The organism is Streptomyces sp. NPDC097129 (assembly GCF_055668065.1).
In genome coordinates, this window is record NZ_JBVOQE010000105.1 from 1 (window position 1) to 1096 (window position 1096).

2 protein-coding genes are annotated in these 1096 nt (G+C 58.4%); both read right to left on the reverse strand.

The window, feature by feature from the left end:
• Positions 1-879, reverse strand: an 879-nt coding sequence (locus tag AC0B9F_RS38430; protein WP_472010482.1) for a glycosyltransferase, incomplete at its 3' end; no start/stop codon positions are given.
• Positions 873-1096, reverse strand: a 224-nt coding sequence (locus tag AC0B9F_RS38435) for a hypothetical protein (protein WP_472010484.1), incomplete at its 5' end; no start/stop codon positions are given. The genes AC0B9F_RS38435 and AC0B9F_RS38430, both read right to left, overlap by 7 nt.

Consider the following 1096-nt stretch of genomic DNA (forward strand, 5'->3'; position numbering starts at 1 on the left):
GCTACGGCGTAGGTGATTCGAAGTGCCGCCGAGAGGAATCGGTGAATTGCTCCGCATCAATCCAGGAAGGATGAAGCTGAACCACAGCGCGTAATCGGCGGTGAACCACGCGGTCAACAGGTTCTGAGTTCCGTTGTGGAATGCAAGTTTGGCCTGAACACAAGCAGTGTTCTCGGGAAGTTTCGCGAAAGTTGCGACTACTCGACGTAATTGGAGTGGGTCGGGGGAATCCTCGGCGTCGTAGATCGTCACGATCTCGCCCGTCGAGAAATGCAGACCGTAGTTGCATGCTTTCGGTTTGGTTCGTGGATCGGCCGCGGGCACCTTCAGAATGCTGACGACCTCGTCCACACCGGCGGCAAGCGCCGCTTCGATCGTGATGGCATCATCCTCCTCGAGTAGGAGCAGGACTTGCATCTTGTCTGCCGGATAATCGATCGCTCGCATGGCTGCGATGAGGTCGCCGACGACCTCCGGCTCGTTGTATGCGGGGACCAGAATGGTATAGGTGGGAAGGTCGTCGTATGAAAGAGCAAGTGCCTCTTCGTCACTGATCGTCATGATCGAGGACGCATCGAGACCCCTCGTGAACAAGATCAGACGGTCGACCATCGCCCAGATGTATCCAATGGTGCAGATCAATGTCAGCGCGATGAGAGTCGGGACGAGGAAGAACACGAGGCTGACGACGACCAGCGCAAAGCCCGCCAACAACGTATTTCGCTGCCACGGATAGAAGGCCACGGAGGCGGATGAGATCGGATGGCGCTCGCGTAGACCGTTCACTGCATCGTGCAGGGCGGCCTCGCGGTACTCCGCTGTATCCGGGTCACCGCTGACCACGACACTGTTGGACTGGCTTCGGTTTTCGTTCACCACGTCTGAGCCTCCACGAGTAGTCGAGCGAGTGCTTCGAGCATGTCCAGGTCCTTGTACTCGGATTCGGTGTCTTCGGTCGAGGTTTCACCACGCAGTAGAACGGCGAGGGTATTGCTACCGTTGGACGCCATCGACGGCTTCGGTTCGGGGAAGTAGGCGTCGGGTTCGTGATTGTCGACGCTGATCAGGCTGACTCGTTGCGCGGCTCCGTCGCCCC